We start from the raw sequence: 16,231 nt of genomic DNA, 5'->3' as shown, positions 1-16,231 counted from the left end.
ACTATGAAATCAAATATCTTAGTTATTGGCGGTACTGGAAAAACAGGTCGCCGCGTTGTAAACATCTTAAAAAACGAACAGCAAAACGTCTTTATCGGTTCGCGAAATAACACGCCAACTTTCGATTGGAACAATCCAGCCACGTACAAAAGCGTCTTAAAAAACATGGATCGTGCGTATATCGTGTACACTCCCGATTTGGCAGTGCCAGGTGCTAAAGAAGCCATTCAAACACTGACCGAAATCGCGCTACAGGAAGGATTGGAAAAAGTAGTTTTACTTTCTGGAAAAGGCGAAAAAGAAGCAGAAGCTTGCGAAGAAATCGTTGCAAACTCAGGATTAAACTATACCATTGTCCGCGCTTCATGGTTCAATCAGAATTTTAGCGAAAGTGTCTTTTTAGAGCCTATTTTGGCGGGACACGTTGCCTTGCCGATGGCTGCAGCTGAAATTCCGTTTGTAGATGCCGACGACATTGCCGAAGTTGCCGCAAAAGCGTTGTTGGACGATTCGCTAAACGGGCAAATCATCACCGTAACAGGTCCTGAAAAATTAACTTTTAAAGATGCTATTCAAATCATAGCCAATGCTGCTGATAAAACCATCAATTTTCAAGTAATTTCATTAGACGACTATTTAGAGGGTATGAAAAATGCGGGCGTTCCTGACGATTTTATTTGGCTTTTTGGCTATTTATTTAAAGAAGTATTGGGAAATGCAGACAATCAAACCATTTCGCATGACATTGAAAAAGTGTTGGGTAGAAAAGCCATTAGCTTCTCAGAATTTGCTCAAAAAACGGCTACTACTGGTGTTTGGCATCAATCCATCACACAAAGCATCTAAAATCAAACACGAATCACTTGTAACGTCACTTCTGTATGGAAGTGACTTTTTTTGTATGGTAATCAAAAAGGAAATGTAATGTATAATTTTTCCTACTATCAATACTAATAAGCAGTTAATTATTTAATATATTTAAAGGTCTTTAAAGCAAATACAAGAATGCAATGTACTCTTGAAAAATGCTGAAATTATATTTTCATACCAACTACCTAATCAATATATAATGAAAGAAAAGCTTAGAATATTTATTGAAGATAATACCACAAAGGCAGGGAAAATATTTGACTATTGTATTCAAATATTAATCTTGATTTCTTTAATTGCATACGCCGTAGAAACACTTCCCAACAACAGTGCTTTTACTGAGCAATTATTATTTTTCATAGAAGTTGTTTGCGTCATTATATTTTCCATTGAATATGTGTTGCGAGTATATGTTGCTAAAAAAACATGGCGTTATATTTTTAGCTTTTATGGCATTATTGATTTAATAGCCATTCTTCCCTTCTACTTAAATCTTTCAATTGACTTACGATCGCTGAGAAGCTTTCGAGTATTTCGAATTTTTAGAGCGTTAAAGTTAATTCGCTACAACAAAGCCTTGCGCAGATTTCATCTTGCGGCAAAAATTGTCAAGGAAGAAGTCATATTATTCTTTATTGTGACAGGTATTTTAATTTATCTCACGGCGTCTGGAATCTATTTCTTCGAGCACGACGTACAACCTGAAATATTTAGTTCTATTTTTCACAGTCTTTGGTGGGCAATTGTCACTTTAACCACGTTAGGATATGGAGATGTGATTCCGATTACCGTAGGTGGAAAAATTTTCACATTTTTTGTATTGATTATTGGAATTGGAATTGTAACCGTTCCCGCAGGTTTGGTCGCTACTGCACTGACAAAAGCAAGAGAAATTGAAGAAGAGGAAGATAAAAAATAAACCAATTGTATTGTAGTTGCCGTAACAGAATTGTATAAGTGTGATGTTTAGTTTACATTTATAACATATTCGCCAGTTATAAAATGGACGCATGACATTTTACCAATCGGAAATACAACGTATAAAAACGGCTTGTTTCTCTAATGAAAAGCAACTAGAAACCGTGATTGGTGTTAAAAATTATATTAAAGCAAATTATGAACGTGATTTGAATTTGGACGTTTTATCTCATTTAAAATTTGTTTCCAAATACCATTTACTGCGCTTATTTAAAAAATATTACGGCATGACGCCGAGACAATATTTGATTGATGTTCGGATTGAAAAATCGAAAGAACAGCTACAACAGCAACTTTCCGTAACAGAAACTTGCTTTGCCGTTGGTTTTGAAAGTTTAGGCTCCTTCAGCAGTTTGTTTAAAGCAAAAACGGGGAAATCGCCCAGCGAATATCAAAAAGAGCAACTTTCAAGAAGCAACTCAATTTTAAAATCCTGATTTTTGACTTTTAATTAAAACATCAAACTCCATGAAAGTTACGCTTATTAGTATTCCTGTTTTAAATCAAGAAAAAGCATTGCAATTTTACACTGAAACCTTAGGGTTCATCAAAAAGAAAGACATGCCGTTAGAAGGCGGAAATAGATGGATAACACTTGTTTCCAAAGAAGCACCTGACGGAATTGAAATTTTATTAGAACCTGCTCCCTTACATTTTGAACCGAGTAAAGTATACCAAGAAGCGTTGATGGAAAAAGGAATTCCGTACACACAATTTGACGTAGACGATGTAGATGGCGAATACGAGCGTTTGGTCGCGCTTGGTGTAGAATTTAGCGTAAAACCTACGGTGATGGGAACCTTTAAATTTGCGGTGTTCAATGATACTTGTGGAAATAATATGCAAATTGTAGAAATGCTGTAAATCAAATATTTAAAAGATGAAAAAACTAATTCCAATACTACTAATCGCTGTTTTGTGTTTCAGTTGTTATAACTCCCAAAACGACAAAAACACTAGTGAATTGCAAAACATACTCGCTGAAGTTGATAGTTTAAAAAAGCTGGTTCAAGAGAAAGCAACTACCGAAAATGGGCAAATCACTACATTTTTAACCTTTCAAGAATACAATGCGGAAGAAGCGATGAACTTTTATGTAAATGTGTTTGAAAACTCTAAAATACTAGACATTCGCCGCTACGGAAAAGACAGTCCTGCTAAAGAAGGTGCTATTTTAATGGCGCGTTTTGAATTGAACGGAAGTCAATTTGCCTGTTCGGACAGTTATATAAAACACGCATGGAATTTTTCGCCAGCAGTGTCCAATTGGGTAGATTGTGCTTCGGAAGAAGAGCAAAAACGATTACTCGCTAGGCTATCGGAAGGAGGAAACATTATGATGCCGTTGGATAATTACGGATTCAGCACGCTATTTGCGTATGTTGAGGATAAATTTGGCGTGTATTGGCAGTTGAATTTAGATTAATTAAAAAGAATAACAATATTTTCATGAAATATACTAAGAATGACATATTACAAATGCTACGTTCTCAATATGAATTTTCTATTGCATTTGATCCTGTAGTTATTCGCAACATGAGCATAGAGTATGACAGTTTTATTTTTGATTGGCTAGATGCATGCGATTTGGTAAGTTTCAAGGAATTAGCTAGCATTTTTCACAAAGAATTCAACATTAACAGACCTATTTTTGAATTAGAACATATCCTCCATGAAAAGAGCAATAAAACTGTAGGTGATTTTTGTGAATATATTGCATTTCATGGAAAACGAGAATCTATTGAATCTGTAAAACTTTTGGGAAAATATTGTAGAAGTGCAGCAATTTTTAAAGAACTCAAACGTAAACTAACCGAAAAAGGAGCAAATACTTCAAACTTAAAACCGAGTTCACAAATAAATCCATTTTTTCTTAAATATGGCGGATTATTATTCAATGAAGTCAACTTGATGGCGCCTGGAACATTATCAAAATTTGAATATACATCGCATAAATTATCACGCATTGGACGTAGTATTACCATACTTGGTTTTTTACTTCTTATCGCAGTTGGATTGATATGGAATTTTCACTGGATATTACTTCTTCCAATTATTCTTGGCATAACATCTATTTTTGATGATAAAAAACAACCTGAAAAATTAGATGTTAATGGTTTTAAAACTTTTCGAGAATTAATCTATAGTATGGAACATAGATTAAAAGAAGTTTGATTTTTTACACAAAAACATACGCCCAATAAATCAACAAAGCCTGTATCGGTAATCGAATCAACGCAATGATAATTTGTACCTGTTGTTTTTTGCGCTTTACGATTTGATAATATTTCCAATTCGCAGGAAATACGGCAATCAACAACGCAATAATACCGATAGCAGCATACGAACGCGTTTCTGGAAACAGCAGCGCAACTCCCAATCCAATTTCAATACTTCCTACCAAAACGTTCACTACTTTGGGTTTGGGAACCCATTTTGGCGTGATTTTTAAAAAAATAGTAGGCGTTACAAAATGGAAGATTCCTGCCACAATATATATGGCAGCCATAATGTATAAGGAAGTAAGTGAAGTTTCTGGCATTTGGTAAAGTTAGTGTTTTTATCATGATAATATAAAAAAATTGCAATGCTCAGTCAAAACACAATTTCCCTAAAAAATACATTGTATTCACTCAATGGATACTGTAAAAATTTGTTTTCTCTCAAAAAAATGCTAGCTTCGATACTATTGATTCACCATAAAAACCCTTCATAATGAAAAAATTAGGACTTGTATTGCTCGCATTCACCTTTGTAATTGCTTGTGGAACTAAAAAATCAGCTTCAACGACAAAAACAAGCACAGCAAGCATCAAAAAAGCAAAAAATAAAAATTACCAGCAAACCTTGCGCGACAGTTACACGTTTGTGGTCAAAGAAATTTCTACAGACGATACGTATGGTTATTCGGCTAAAAATGCGGTGGAAGTTGGTGGCGTAAAAGACTCCGAAGGACCAATAAATGAACGTCGTTACTTAAATGCTTTGACAGGTCCGAATGGTGAAGAAATCTCCTATTACCGCGCTGGAAGTTGTTGTCCTGTGCCAAGCGAAAATTCACCTTACGGAGACAGTGCTATTTTGGACAGATACCGTGTTTCGTGGGAAGGTTCGAAAGATACCGTGACCATCTATATTAATATGTATGATTCCAGTCCATTAAAAGCTCCAAAAGGATTTGGCTTGCGAAAGTAGCAGATATACAGTTTATTTTAATTGCTTAATAATCCATTGTAGTATGTTGTCTTTACCTTCGAGATAGTCATTCCAATTGTAATTTAATTGTACGTCTGGTTGAATGCCTTGTGTAATAGTGTTTGATAAATTGAATTTTCGTTTAGAATATGTAATAACTAGTTTTGAGTTTGGCAGTGTAAACTCATCCATATCTTGATAGCCTGTAGGATTAGAGCCTGTTGGTTGCCCTACTACTTTGGCATTTAGTAATTGTTGGAAAAGAGCCGCATTACTAGTTCCTGCAGAAAAAGTTTTATTACTCGTCAAGACAAATACTCCATTTTCCCAATCTACAGAGTCGGCAAGATTAAGTGCATATGCTAAAACGATTCCCACATATAAATCGCCGCCACCATTATTGCGCATGTCTATTATTACATTTTTTATTTGATGCTGAGAAATGTACTTTACTACTGTTTCTCCAAAGTTTTGCATTGCTGTAAAAGGCGGATAACTTTCAAAATTTATATATATAGCTTGCGTATTTTTGATAGGTGTAAACCATAAGTATGGAAATTTAGGATTGTTTGGCTTAGTAATTTCAGGCACACCTATAGTTTGATGTACAAAATTTGAGGTATCCGCTTCTAAAGCATTAAGTGTTATTTTTATTTTTTGATTGTTAGCGTCTATAAATGTAAAGGTTGCTTCCTGTTTTTTGTTGGTTATGTTGAGAGCATATAATACTTCGCTAATATTCATATAGCTCCCTGTTCTTACTACTTGCGAATACTTGTTTTCTACAAATTGTGCGACTTCTGAAACTTTCGTTGAAACCTCTTTGATAGGAACATCATCTATCGCAATTAGTGATGAATTTAATACGCTTTTATGTTCGTTACTTATTTTTACAACATGCCATTTGTTACCAATGTATTCAACTTCAAAAGGATAACGATGTGTTGGCATATTTCGCAAAGAAACCGATGTGTGTCCATCCTGTACGCGTCTTGTTAAGCGCATTAGTTTTAGTACAATTTCAGCATCACTTAGTGAATTGAGATTGTTGTAAATTGAATTCCATTCCTTTAAAAATTCTTCTTTAGTAACCGAATGATATAGGTTTATATGCTTTTCTTCTAAAGATGCTTTGTATATTTCAAGATCTTTCTTCCAATCAATTTTGTTTGGTGTCTGTGCAAATAAGACGTTCAACGTTGAAATTAAAAGAAGTAACGTATACACAATGTGCTTTTTATATGAGTTTATTTGACTATTCATTTTTTATTATTTTAAGAATATTATAAACCAAATTCAGCGTGCTTTTAGATGCTTCTAATTGGTTTAAGGTTCCTGCTATATATGTATCTAATTGCGGACAATACCATAAAAAAGATGCAGTGCTTCCTGTATGTCCAATAAGTTCAAAGTTTGAATATGTATTGTATTTTTCGTTTAAAGATACTTTTCGTAAGCCAAAGCCATATTTCATTCCCTTTGTTTCATGCGTCCATTGCTGCATGGCTAAGTACGTTTCTTTTCTTACTATTTGCCCTTTCCGTAAAGCTTCTAAAAAACGTATTAAGTCTTTTGTTGTTGCTACTAAACCACCGCCGCCCCAATCGGCACTTAAACTTTTAATGGAAGACAGCTCTATGTTTCCAACATAAAACTCAGCCATTGCCAATTTATTATTTAAAGGAGATGATTTTAAGTTAAGGTAAGAACTATTCATTCCTAACGGTTTAAAAATATGCTGTTTAAAAAACTCATCTAAAGACAAACCGCTTATTTTTTCTATAATTAATCCTAAAAGCACATATTCCGTATCACTATAATGATACCCATTACCGGGAACAAACCGCGATTGCATCTTTTCTTTGGTAAATTGAATAATTTCCTCTGCTGACCAAGATTTATTGGTGTTGACAAGCAATTGATTTATGATATTGGGACTTCCGTCAATTGTTGCGTCTGTAAAATAATCTGGTAAGCCAGAAGTATGTTGTAATAATTGTGCAATAGTGATACTTTCTGAATATTCTTTACCTTCAAAAACATGTAGCTTATTGATGAGTTTTTTAGGTAAGTATTGAGCTATGGTGTCTTCAAAATTTAATTTTTTTTCATCTTTTAAGATACCTATTGCGGTAGCTGTTAGCATTTTGGTAATACTTGCGGTATAAAAAGGCGTATTGATAGATACAACATCTCCTGAGTTCATTTTACTTTCTGCCAACTGAATATCAATTTCTTTAGTGGTAGAATATATGTGTAGAAAAGCACTTTTAATTGTTTCTTTTTTTAATTCGGCTTTCAGCAATTTTTCAACGTCTTCTTTTACATTTTTTTGACCAAAACAAGAGAGTGAAATTAGAAGTAATAGACCGAATATTGTATTATTTTTCATTTGTTGCTGTTTTCTTATCATTGAAGTGATTTAAAATTTTTCTTATGGCTGTAAATTTATCTTGTTTCTATTAGAACCAACTAAAACCTAACCCTATGTTGAATGACACAACATCTCTATGTGCATTTCCTGTTAAAAATGCTCTCCCCATTACTAATTTTGATTGTAAATTTAACGCAAAGTTTTTCTTTTTATAAATTTCATATCCTGTACTAGCCATAAAAGCACAGCCAACATTCCAATCATCGTTAACATTATCTTTAATATCATACAGAGCTGGTGAATCAATTGCTAAACCAACTCCTCCGTGAATCCACCAACGATTTTTCACCCAATATTGTACGGAAGGAATAAATGCTCCAAAATGTCGATCATTGTCTTGAAATTCATAAATCATTCCAGGTATTGATGCCGTTATTGCAAACTTATCATTTAGCATATAACCAAATTTTAATTCAGGAAAGCTCAGAGCTCCTTGCGATTTGTCAAACGTTTGAATGCCTTTACTGTCTTCAATGCTTATAATACCACCTCCAACAGCAAATTCGAACATAAAACCTTCACGTTTTGAAGCGATTTCAGTTGTGGAATTATTTTGCGCGAAAGTTATTGTAGACATTACGATAAAGACAACGAATGCCATCAGAATAGATTGTTTTTTGATTGTTTTCATTTGTAACTATTTTTTGTTTTTTGATTTGATATCACAAAGTTGAGATATTTATTGAAGTGAATCGTCTTGAATTATAATTTAGAACTTTACAACTCAAATTACTTTTGCTTTTGCTTTTGCTTGATTTGTGTAGTTTCTTTTAATAAAATATTACCTACTAAGTTTTGCATTTCATTAGATTTATACATAGGAATATGGTGTCCTACATTTTTCAGCCAAAACAATTGCTTTTTAGGCGCTTCAAGCTTTTTAAAAAATGCTTCGGTAAGTTCAGCGTTTGTTGTTAAGTCGTGTTCTCCAATTAAAATGTAGATAGGAATTTTAAAGACTGTTTTATCTTTTAACAAGTTTATAGCATATAGTTCTTTGTATAGAGGCATCCATTGTTTTTCCCATTGTTTAAAGAACTTCATATACTGTTGAAATTCTGTATCTGAAATATGTGTTCCTTTAAAATTGCTTATCCATTTAAATTGAATTACCATATCTTCTACATTTTCATAAGGTATGTGTACTGCTGTAAGTTGCTTAACCGCTTCAATATTGTCGTGTGTATTATAGTAGCTTATAAGTTTGTTATTTGTAAGATGTTGACTTTTTTGATTATCTATTAAAGGACTAATTGCGACAAGTGCATCTATTGCATTTGGATAATGTAATGCTAAATGAAATCCTAAAACAGTTCCCCAAGAATTGGTTACCAATACAATTTTATCCTTATTAAATTCTTTTAGTAGATATTTTAAAATTTCTTCTGCATCTTGCTTCATTTCTGATAAAGTTGGTGGCTTTAAATTGCTATTCTCTGATTTCCCGGCTCCTCGCTGATCCCAATGAACAACTAAAAAATGCGTTTCCAATATATTAGTTATTTGTTGCCTATGAGATGAAGTAGCCGCTCCTGGCCCACCGTGTAGATATAAAAGAAGCGGTTTACTTTTATCCCCTTTGATACTTACAAATTGTTTTACGCCTCCAATTTCCACGTATTGGGTTGTGTGGATACTATTTGAATTACCTTTTGCGGTTTGTCCAAATACACTATAGGATAGCACAATAAAAATAGGTATGAGTAAATGTTTCATAATATTAGATTAAAAAATATGATATTGAACTCATCTTGATTTATAACCGTATTCCTATATAAAGATTAGGCTCAAAAAGGAAATACGATTTCCATTTATTGTCTAGTTTCTTAAATGCTGTTGGCGTGTTAGTGTCAATCATCCAATTTTGACAATGTATTTGAGGTTCAATAAAAATTCGCTTCTTTTTACCAAAAGCAATGTGATAGCCTATGTGATATGAAGTATATAACTTGAATCCGTTTGCTATTTTTTTATTGTTTAAGTCTAAGTAGGTTTTGTATTGCGGTAATACTTCTATTGAAGCAAATAATCCTTTCCAAAGCATTCGCTGATACGATATTCCAATTCCTGTTTCGCGCAGGTAACCAGGATAAAATTCAGTTTCAGAATCTATTTTATCTCTAAGTCCGTCCCACCATTGAATCCCCATAGGTTGAAACAATCGCCAAGTGGCAAATTTTACTCCAATGATGTTTTTAGCATCTAATTCACGTTTTACATGAAATTCAATATGCTGTGTGTTCGTTCTTTCGCCTCCTTTACCAATATTGCCCAAAATAATTGCAGGAAAGCTCACTCTGTATTTAAAATCTGAGTTATTATTTTTGAATGATTCTTTAGTGCTTTGCGCAAAAATATTTAAGGTACAAAGCGCAAAACTGATGATTACTATTTTTCTCATTTTAATGTGTTTGTAATTGTTCGTTTTTTATTTCTGATTAATTGATGAAGCAAAGAAACACTAGAAATTAAAGTGTATCGTTCTGAATTATGATTTCACACCTTTTTGATATATCGTACTAATGCCGTTTTTGTGAAGTAGTTTTTGCATTAGATATTATCATAAAAAAATGGCTTACCTTTTTTTGCTAAGCCATTTTTATACTTTTTTTAGAATATTTCTTCTGGAGACGAAGTGAGTTTATCTATATTTTGGGTAATTTTTTCAATGTCCCAATCCCACCATTTTAGTTTCAGTAGTTTTCTTACAGTGTCTTCAGAGAAACGTTTTTTGATTGGTTTCGCTGGATTTCCTCCAACAATGGTATAGGGTGCTACATTTTTTGTAACTACTGCTTTTGTGGCAATAATGGCGCCATCTCCAATTTGAACACCTGGCATTATAGTAGCTCCATGACCTATCCACACATCGTTTCCAATAACAGTATTTCCCTTGTATGGATAGCTTTTCCCTTCCATAGCATGTTGCCAAGCTCCTCCAAATATAGCAAATGGATAAGCGGTTGTAGCTTCTGTTAAATGGTTTCCTCCATTCATTATAAATGTTGCGTCTGATGCAATCATACAAAACTTACCAATGATGAGTTTATCTCCTATAAAATCAAAATGGTATTTGACATTTTTTTCAAAGTTAGATACCTCTTCAAAGTCATCGTAGTATGTATAATCTCCCACAACAATGTTTGGATTATCAATATAGTTTTTTAAAAAGCAAAGGTTTTGGTAATTCTGAATTGGAAAAACCGTGTTAGAACTAGGAATTTTCATAAAGATTGTATTCGTTTTGATGAATAAAATAGCGCTATAGCTGAGATTTTTATTTATAGTTTATTAAAATTCAAGGAATTTATTAGCTTCTCTAAGATAAAAATCTTTCAAATGCTGATTTCCATACAATGGAGCAATATTATCTTCTGCCATTACGGTTAAAAAAAATTCAATAGGACCGTATGTTTTCACACTTGTAAAGGTTCGTAAACTCCAAATACTCAGTTTCCGAAGCCAATTTGGCAAATGAGTTATTTTTACAGGTTTGTTTAAAGCTGCAAAAGCTAGTTTGCTGATGTCATTAAGGCTTAAAATGTCTGGTCCTCCAATGGTTACTTCTTTATTGACATCATCTAAAGTATTTATAATGACTTTTGCCAAATCTTCACCGTGAATAGGATTTAATTTTTGATTTCCTGAGCCAAACAAATAAATACGACCCGATGTAGCCATTTGCAAAAAATCTTTCATGTCTGAAAAAAAACCATTCGGTCTTATAATAGTATAGTGTAAACCCGAAGATTTTAAAGCATCAACAAACTTTTCTTTAGCCTCAAAAATTTTCAACTTTCGATGGTTATTTCCATTGATGGCTGATATATAAACAAAATGTCTTACGCCTGCTTTTTTTGCTTCTGCAAGCAAGTTCATATTGGCTTTATAATCTACATCCATGTAGGTTAATCCATCTTGTTGCCTTGTAATGCCAACGGTAGATATTACAGTATCAATTCCCTTACAAATATCCCGTAAGGTTTCAGGTTGGGTTACTTCTGCTTGCTTTATTTCTAAATAGTTTTCACTTTCGTATAGTAATTTATTAGGGTTGCGTACAATAGCGATTACCTGATTTTCTTTTTCAATTAATATTTTTAATAAATAACTCCCCAAATAGCCTGTGGCACCTGCTAATAATACATTGGTATGTTTCATTATTGCTAAGTTTAGGAGACCAATTTTAATTAAACTCGTTTGTTAGTAATTGTTGAATTATGGAGTTACGTTGAGAACCTGTTAAATCTTGTTGGTTGCTTAGCAATACAATTGTAGCGTTATGTGCTGGTACAAAGCCAATCATACTCCAAAATCCATTGATATCGCCTCCATGCCAATACATTGTAGTATTACTTTCTTGGGTAGTAAACCATCCTAAGCCAAAGTCAACATATCCATTCGGCACATTTTGCGCAAATATTTCGTTTTTTTCGGCTTCAGTAAACCAACTAGTTTTTACAGCATTTATCCAAGTTTCCATATCTTTTGGTGTACTACTAAAATCACCCGCACCAAACGGAATAGTCATAGGATATGTACTGTTAGGAGTTCCATTTAAATATCCTTGAGCATGTGCGTTGATATCTATTACATCTGTTCCTTTATAAGAGTTGTTCATGCCTAGCGGATTGAATATTTTCTGCTGTACATATTGATGAAATGTCATACCAGATAATTGCTCTACTAATAACGCTGAAATAAGATAGTTGGAGTTACAGTATTCCTTGCTTGTACCAGGCGTAAAATTAAGTCCATTCTCAGTTATTAATTCTGTGATTGCAGTATAAATATCTTCTACATCTAGCACATATCCATCTTCAAAGGCTTGTTCTACCAATAATTGATACTCCGGAATGCCTGATTGGTGCGATAATAAATTTGCAAGGGTAATTTGATTGCCATTGGGGAATGCTGTGTCAAATTCATCTAAAGTCTGATTAAAACTACTTATTAATCCATCTCGCTTTAGTTGTACTAACGCTGCTGCTGTAAACGTTTTGGTTACAGAACCAATACGATAAGCCAGTTCTTCATCTTGAGATAATGTTGTGCTTTCATTTGCAAATCCAAAACCTTGACGGACTAAATCAGTTCCATTTTTAGTGATGATAGCATATCCTTGAAAATCTATTTCATTCAATAAATTTTCAACAGTTGTATAACTGCTTGTTGGCGTATTAGTATCATCATCACTTGAACAAGATGTAAAAAGCCCTAAAATTAATCCAGTAAATACTACTAAGAATTTGTGTAATGTTGTCATAATTGTTCGTTTTTTTAAATTAATTATGATGCAAAGATTCATCCGATTTTTGAAGCAATCGTTCTGAATTATAATTTGAAACGAACTAATAATGAGTTAGCATGAATTGGCTTTCATCCAAGCTCTTGGAGTAATACCCTCAATTTTTTTAAAATACGTATTAAACACACTTTTTGAGTTAAAACCACTATCATAAGCCAATCCAAGAATCGTAAGATGCGAATTCTTAGGATCTAAAGCTATATTTTTGAAGTGTTTTAAGCGATAAGAGTTAACAAAATCGTTAAAATTAAGGTGAAAGGCTTTGTTGACTACATAAGATATTTTATTCGTATTTAATTCTAAAACATCTGCAACAAGCTTTAAACTCAATTGTGGATTTAAAAATGGTTTTTCTTCATCAAAATACGTAAGCAATTCTTCTTTTATGATTGCTATTTGTGCATCATCTAAAATACTTGAAGCTAATTTTTCTTTGTCCTCCTTAGGTGATTTTACATCTGAAAGCGACAAATTGGAACAATGCAATTCTGTAAACGAATGTATTTTATGAAGCGGTTGTAAAAAAGGTTCTTGCCTATAATTTATAACTTGACCTCGCCTTTGTTGAATCATATCATGTAAACGAGAAAACGCCAACTCTGTGTAACTTGAATTACTTAGAATAAATACGTCATAAGGAACCAATAAAGTTTCTTTACTACCATTATTTGCCCATTTTATTATAATTTCTTCTGGAACTTTAGCATCTTTTTCATTAATAAGTCTAAATAGTAGTTCTTTTTCTTCTATCAGTAACGTTCCAGCTATAAACTCTTCAAACTGCTGTTTTTTGTTAAGCCATATCAAGCAAAAACATTTTAAATGATGTGCTAACTCTAATTCAGGGTTAAGCGTTAATGCATAATCAACATTATCTAGTGCTACATCAAATTGACGTTGATAGTAGTAAATATGGGCTAATGTGTAATAATTATTTGCTGAGAGCGGATCTACCTCCAACAATTTGTTTGCATACATTAAAGCTTCGTCAAAAAAACCTAGTGCTATAAATAACTCTGTCATGGCTTCCAAGCCATCAATATGATTCGGATTTATTTTTAACACTTTATGAATGTGTAGATACGCATTTTTAAAATCCCACTCTTCCCAAAAAAACTTACCTACATAAGATAATGGATATTCAGGCAAAGAAGTGTCTATTTCTTTGGCTACTAAAAGATTACTAATTGCCAAATCCATTGCTTCCTCATAAGGCATATAACCCCACATTGCCAATAAGCCATAACATTGTAAATTAGCATAATAGGCTTTCGCATAATTTTTATCTAAAGCAATAGCTTGGTTGTAATAAGATATTGCTTGATTTATGCTTTCAGGTGTCCATTTTAACTGTAATGAGCGTCCTTTTAAAAATAATTGATAAGCATCAATATTACTTGTAGGTTGGGTAATTAATTGTTTTTGAACATCAAAATGTCCAAAATTATTTCGAACCTCATCTGCAATTGCCAAACTAATCTCATCTTCTAAGTCGAAAATATCAATTAATTTTCTATCAAATTTTTTAGACCAATAGTGTATTCCATCGCTAACATCTATTAACTGTGCGGTAATTCTAAGTCGTTCTTGAGATTTTTTTATGCTTCCTTCAAGAATCGTATTTACTCCAAGTTGTTCTCCTATAATTCTTACATCTATATCTTTTCCCTTAAAAGCAAATGAAGATGTTCTTGCAATAACTTTAAGCTCTTTAATTTTTGTCAGAGCATTGATAATTTCTTCTGTAATTCCATCACAAAAAAATTCATTATCAATATCATTACTCATATTGACAAAAGGTAGTACGGCTATAGATTTTGTAGTATTCATTAGCTAAAGATTTTCAAATCTACAAAAACCCAAACGCTTTTTCGCCATAAATTTGAATGGAATTACTCGCCTATAATCAAGTAAACTGTTTAAATTAAAAACGCATGATTTTACGAATACTTTTTAAAGAAAATTCAATATTATTTCTTAAGCAAATCTCAAAAAAAAAGCTATCATCAAAAAACTTACACAAAAACTAGAAAATGCTTTTTAACAATTTGATAAATGAAAGAGAAACAAACATCTTAAACCTATTCTGTTAAAATAGACACGAAAACGCAGCGTTTTTTCAAAAATCCGTACATTTAGAAACACCTAACTAATCTGGTCTAAATATGAAAAAAATACTGCGTTTGCTCGTATTGGTGCTTCCGCTTGCGATGTATTGTCAACCCAATACGGAAGTTTTTCTTTTTAATCTTTCTATAGAAAACAATCAAATACAGCTTACAGACGGAAAAAATATTTCTAATAACGAAGGCTACGACAATCAACCGTCGTTTCAATACGAAAATAAAATCCTCTTCGCTTCTACCCGAAACGGACAAACCGATATTGCCGCCTATCATACCAACAATGGTGAAAAACAATGGTTGAGCAACACACCACAAGGCAGTGAATATTCGCCTATGAAGATTCCTAATACAAAAGAAATATCAGCAGTTCGTCTAGATACAACGGGAAAACAAGCTCTATATATTTATCATGCTAATAATGAAAATGAACCTTACTTACAAGATACTGTAATTGGCTATTATGTTTGGTACAATCAAGATATTTTGGTGTATTTTGAACTTGGGAATCCTAATGAACTCTTAGTCTATAATTACAAAGAAAATCATTCAATTACTTGTGACACTAACATTGGACGCTCACTACACAACATTCCCAACTCAAATTTGGTAAGTTATATTAGTAAAAAAAATGAGGCTTGGGAAATTCGTTCGCTTGACGTAAACACGTACGAAACTAAAAAAATCGCCAACACCGTTCCAAATGTAGAAGACATGTGTTGGTTGAATGATGGTTCTATCTTGATGGCAAAAGGAAAAACCTTGTACAGATTCCATCCCGAAAAGGATAAGGACTGGAAAATTATCAAACTGTTTGACAAAGCACCTTTTGACAACATTACGCGTATTGCGGTGAATCAACCAAATAACAAACTAGCGTTAGTTGCCGAACCCGAAAAAACACTTGCGCCAACCTTAGAAAATATACGTTGGATTGCAGGCAATTGGAAAGGCGAAGCGTTCGGCGGTATTACGGAAGAAAACTGGAGCGAACCTTCGGGCGGCTCTATGATGGCAACGTTTAAACTGATTGTAGATGGAAAAGTGAATTTTTATGAAATTGAAACGATTTCGGAAGTCAACAATAGTCTGCTATTACGCCTGAAACATTTTAACAACGACTTAAAAGGTTGGGAAACCAAAGACGAAACTGTGGATTTCCCGCTGATAAAAGTCACGCCCAACAAAGCCATTTTTGAAGGAATGATTTTTGAATCCGTCGACGCCAACAACATGATTGTGTACGTAACCATCGGACAAAAAGACGGCAGCAACGCCATTGTTCCTTTTTATTACACAAAAAAATAATTTCATCAACATAAA

The 16,231-nt window shown here is 33.2% G+C and carries 18 protein-coding genes; 8 read left to right on the top strand and 10 right to left on the bottom strand.

From position 1 onward, the window contains the following. Positions 1 to 3 precede the first annotated feature (3 nt). The 6 genes from C8N46_RS07835 (at position 4) to C8N46_RS07810 (ending at position 4,023) form a co-directional block, all read left to right on the top strand. Complete coding sequence (locus tag C8N46_RS07835) at positions 4 to 846, top strand: NmrA family NAD(P)-binding protein (RefSeq protein WP_108114328.1); 843 nt, start codon at positions 4 to 6, stop codon at positions 844 to 846. A 223-nt stretch (positions 847 to 1,069) separates the two neighbouring features. Beyond that, positions 1,070 to 1,789, top strand: coding sequence for an ion transporter (locus C8N46_RS07830; RefSeq protein WP_108114327.1), 720 nt, complete (start codon positions 1,070 to 1,072; stop codon positions 1,787 to 1,789). Positions 1,790 to 1,880: 91 nt separating this feature from the next. Beyond that, a complete protein-coding gene (locus tag C8N46_RS07825; protein ID WP_108114326.1) occupies positions 1,881 to 2,285 on the top strand; it encodes a helix-turn-helix domain-containing protein in 405 nt (134 codons plus the stop codon). 31 nt (positions 2,286 to 2,316) lie between these two features. Continuing rightward, positions 2,317 to 2,712 carry a VOC family protein gene (locus C8N46_RS07820; RefSeq protein ID WP_108114325.1) on the top strand — a complete coding sequence of 132 codons (396 nt, stop codon included), beginning with the start codon at positions 2,317 to 2,319 and terminating at the stop codon, positions 2,710 to 2,712. A 100-nt stretch (positions 2,713 to 2,812) separates the two neighbouring features. Beyond that, positions 2,813 to 3,274 carry a VOC family protein gene (locus C8N46_RS07815; protein WP_245896761.1) on the top strand — a complete coding sequence of 154 codons (462 nt, stop codon included), beginning with the start codon at positions 2,813 to 2,815 and terminating at the stop codon, positions 3,272 to 3,274. Positions 3,275 to 3,297: 23 nt separating this feature from the next. Further along, on the top strand, positions 3,298 to 4,023 hold the full coding sequence (locus C8N46_RS07810) for a hypothetical protein (RefSeq protein WP_146169761.1): 726 nt from the start codon (positions 3,298 to 3,300) through the stop codon (positions 4,021 to 4,023). 4 nt (positions 4,024 to 4,027) lie between these two features. On the opposite strand, the gene C8N46_RS07805 is transcribed toward C8N46_RS07810, so the two are convergent. Continuing rightward, positions 4,028 to 4,390: a DoxX family protein gene (locus C8N46_RS07805; RefSeq protein WP_108114323.1), complete on the bottom strand. Its 363-nt coding sequence runs from the start codon at positions 4,388 to 4,390 to the stop codon at positions 4,028 to 4,030. Between the two features lie 173 nt (positions 4,391 to 4,563). On the opposite strand from C8N46_RS07805, the gene C8N46_RS07800 reads away from it, so the two are divergent. Next, on the top strand, positions 4,564 to 5,043 hold the full coding sequence (locus C8N46_RS07800) for a 2-dehydro-3-deoxyphosphooctonate aldolase (protein WP_108114322.1): 480 nt from the start codon (positions 4,564 to 4,566) through the stop codon (positions 5,041 to 5,043). A gap of 12 nt (positions 5,044 to 5,055) precedes the next feature. Here the strand turns inward: C8N46_RS07800 and C8N46_RS07795 are convergent, their stop codons facing one another. The 9 genes from C8N46_RS07795 to C8N46_RS07755 all read right to left on the bottom strand — a co-directional run bounded on the left by C8N46_RS07795 (position 5,056) and on the right by C8N46_RS07755 (position 14,615). Then, positions 5,056 to 6,306, bottom strand: coding sequence for a S41 family peptidase (locus tag C8N46_RS07795; protein WP_108114321.1), 1,251 nt, complete (start codon positions 6,304 to 6,306; stop codon positions 5,056 to 5,058). Further along, positions 6,299 to 7,435: a serine hydrolase domain-containing protein gene (locus C8N46_RS07790; RefSeq protein WP_108114591.1), complete on the bottom strand. Its 1,137-nt coding sequence runs from the start codon at positions 7,433 to 7,435 to the stop codon at positions 6,299 to 6,301. Before C8N46_RS07790 ends, C8N46_RS07795 begins: the two co-directional genes overlap by 8 nt. A 70-nt stretch (positions 7,436 to 7,505) precedes the next feature. Continuing rightward, a complete protein-coding gene (locus C8N46_RS07785; RefSeq protein WP_108114320.1) occupies positions 7,506 to 8,108 on the bottom strand; it encodes a hypothetical protein in 603 nt (200 codons plus the stop codon). A gap of 98 nt (positions 8,109 to 8,206) precedes the next feature. Continuing rightward, positions 8,207 to 9,193, bottom strand: a complete 987-nt coding sequence (locus tag C8N46_RS07780; protein WP_108114319.1) for an alpha/beta fold hydrolase — start codon at positions 9,191 to 9,193, stop codon at positions 8,207 to 8,209. Between the two features lie 40 nt (positions 9,194 to 9,233). Next, positions 9,234 to 9,878, bottom strand: coding sequence for a hypothetical protein (locus C8N46_RS07775; protein ID WP_108114318.1), 645 nt, complete (start codon positions 9,876 to 9,878; stop codon positions 9,234 to 9,236). Between the two features lie 209 nt (positions 9,879 to 10,087). Further along, positions 10,088 to 10,705 carry a CatB-related O-acetyltransferase gene (locus C8N46_RS07770; RefSeq protein ID WP_108114317.1) on the bottom strand — a complete coding sequence of 206 codons (618 nt, stop codon included), beginning with the start codon at positions 10,703 to 10,705 and terminating at the stop codon, positions 10,088 to 10,090. A 63-nt stretch (positions 10,706 to 10,768) separates the two neighbouring features. Then, on the bottom strand, positions 10,769 to 11,638 hold the full coding sequence (locus C8N46_RS07765) for an SDR family oxidoreductase (RefSeq protein WP_108114316.1): 870 nt from the start codon (positions 11,636 to 11,638) through the stop codon (positions 10,769 to 10,771). A 25-nt stretch (positions 11,639 to 11,663) separates the two neighbouring features. Beyond that, complete coding sequence (locus C8N46_RS07760; protein ID WP_158269105.1) at positions 11,664 to 12,743, bottom strand: serine hydrolase domain-containing protein; 1,080 nt, start codon at positions 12,741 to 12,743, stop codon at positions 11,664 to 11,666. A 96-nt stretch (positions 12,744 to 12,839) separates the two neighbouring features. Continuing rightward, positions 12,840 to 14,615, bottom strand: coding sequence for a helix-turn-helix domain-containing protein (locus C8N46_RS07755; protein ID WP_108114314.1), 1,776 nt, complete (start codon positions 14,613 to 14,615; stop codon positions 12,840 to 12,842). A 335-nt stretch (positions 14,616 to 14,950) separates the two neighbouring features. On the opposite strand from C8N46_RS07755, the gene C8N46_RS20815 reads away from it, so the two are divergent. Then, on the top strand, positions 14,951 to 16,216 hold the full coding sequence (locus C8N46_RS20815) for a DUF6265 family protein (RefSeq protein WP_211314482.1): 1,266 nt from the start codon (positions 14,951 to 14,953) through the stop codon (positions 16,214 to 16,216). Positions 16,217 to 16,231: the final 15 nt, after the last annotated feature.

This window comes from Kordia periserrulae (assembly GCF_003054265.1).
In the GTDB taxonomy this organism is placed as follows: Bacteria; Bacteroidota; Bacteroidia; order Flavobacteriales; family Flavobacteriaceae; genus Kordia; species Kordia periserrulae.
Note: the sequence above shows the minus strand (reverse complement) of the source record. Positions and strands in the feature narration are given on the sequence as shown.

Bases quoted from the DNA above. Each gene is read 5' to 3' on its own strand.
- C8N46_RS07785 (WP_108114320.1), bottom strand. From the start codon at position 8,108: ATGAAAACAATCAAAAAACAATCTATTCTGATGGCATTCGTTGTCTTT.
- C8N46_RS07810 (WP_146169761.1), top strand. From the start codon at position 3,298: ATGAAATATACTAAGAATGACATATTACAAATGCTACGTTCTCAATAT.
- C8N46_RS07795 (WP_108114321.1), bottom strand. From the start codon at position 6,306: ATGAATAGTCAAATAAACTCATATAAAAAGCACATTGTGTATACGTTA.
- C8N46_RS07765 (WP_108114316.1), bottom strand. From the start codon at position 11,638: ATGAAACATACCAATGTATTATTAGCAGGTGCCACAGGCTATTTGGGG.
- C8N46_RS07825 (WP_108114326.1), top strand. From the start codon at position 1,881: ATGACATTTTACCAATCGGAAATACAACGTATAAAAACGGCTTGTTTC.
- C8N46_RS07790 (WP_108114591.1), bottom strand. From the start codon at position 7,435: ATGAAAAATAATACAATATTCGGTCTATTACTTCTAATTTCACTCTCT.
- C8N46_RS07830 (WP_108114327.1), top strand. From the start codon at position 1,070: ATGAAAGAAAAGCTTAGAATATTTATTGAAGATAATACCACAAAGGCA.
- C8N46_RS07805 (WP_108114323.1), bottom strand. From the start codon at position 4,390: ATGCCAGAAACTTCACTTACTTCCTTATACATTATGGCTGCCATATAT.
- C8N46_RS07755 (WP_108114314.1), bottom strand. From the start codon at position 14,615: ATGAATACTACAAAATCTATAGCCGTACTACCTTTTGTCAATATGAGT.
- C8N46_RS07780 (WP_108114319.1), bottom strand. From the start codon at position 9,193: ATGAAACATTTACTCATACCTATTTTTATTGTGCTATCCTATAGTGTA.
- C8N46_RS07820 (WP_108114325.1), top strand. From the start codon at position 2,317: ATGAAAGTTACGCTTATTAGTATTCCTGTTTTAAATCAAGAAAAAGCA.
- C8N46_RS07835 (WP_108114328.1), top strand. From the start codon at position 4: ATGAAATCAAATATCTTAGTTATTGGCGGTACTGGAAAAACAGGTCGC.
- C8N46_RS20815 (WP_211314482.1), top strand. From the start codon at position 14,951: ATGAAAAAAATACTGCGTTTGCTCGTATTGGTGCTTCCGCTTGCGATG.
- C8N46_RS07760 (WP_158269105.1), bottom strand. From the start codon at position 12,743: ATGACAACATTACACAAATTCTTAGTAGTATTTACTGGATTAATTTTA.
- C8N46_RS07775 (WP_108114318.1), bottom strand. From the start codon at position 9,878: ATGAGAAAAATAGTAATCATCAGTTTTGCGCTTTGTACCTTAAATATT.
- C8N46_RS07770 (WP_108114317.1), bottom strand. From the start codon at position 10,705: ATGAAAATTCCTAGTTCTAACACGGTTTTTCCAATTCAGAATTACCAA.
- C8N46_RS07800 (WP_108114322.1), top strand. From the start codon at position 4,564: ATGAAAAAATTAGGACTTGTATTGCTCGCATTCACCTTTGTAATTGCT.